2 pseudogenes are annotated in these 529 nt (G+C 61.8%); one reads left to right on the forward strand and one right to left on the reverse strand.

Annotated features, from left to right (window positions below):
- Positions 1-2: 2 nt before the first annotated feature.
- Positions 3-263: pseudogene (locus tag P3H15_RS54990) on the forward strand (citrate:proton symporter); the annotation flags it as partial.
- 39 nt (positions 264-302) lie between these two features.
- Here the strand turns inward: P3H15_RS54990 and P3H15_RS54995 are convergent.
- Positions 303-488 (reverse strand): annotated as a pseudogene (locus P3H15_RS54995) (AMP-dependent synthetase); the annotation flags it as partial.
- Positions 489-529: the final 41 nt, after the last annotated feature.

Below are 529 nucleotides of genomic sequence, written 5' to 3' on the forward strand. Positions count from 1 at the left end.
CGATGATCGCGGTATTCATGTACCTGATCATGAGCAAGCGCATCACCCCGGTCGCGGCCCTTATCGTCGTACCGACCGTGTTCGCCCTTTTCGCCGGTGCGGGAATGGGTTTCAGCGACATGATCATGGAGGCGCTGCTCAAGCTCGCCCCCACGGCGGCGTTGCTGTTCTTCGCGATCACCTTCTTCGGGATCATGATCGACGTCGGGTTGTTCGACCCGCTGATCCGGCTGATCCTCAAGTTCGTCCGCAACGACCCGATGAACCGCGTTGAGCCAGAGGTTGCGGTGCGTGATCTGCACACCTTTGGGTCGTGCCGTTGTCCCCGAGGTGAAGTTGATGCAGGCGGTCGCATCCTCATTGGGACGCCAGGGCACGGGGTCGATCTCTGCGGGGCTGTAGAGCGCAGCATCGTCGCCCAGCACGAAGCGGTGTTCGACCCGGATCTCGCGGAGCGCCTCGTTCAACTCGGGGTCGAGATAGAGCACGCGCGCTCCCGAGTGGTCGAGAATGTATTGGATCTCGTCGG

Source organism: Rhodococcus sp. T2V (genome assembly GCF_029269925.1).
GTDB classification, from domain to species: domain Bacteria; phylum Actinomycetota; class Actinomycetes; order Mycobacteriales; family Mycobacteriaceae; genus Rhodococcus_F; species Rhodococcus_F koreensis.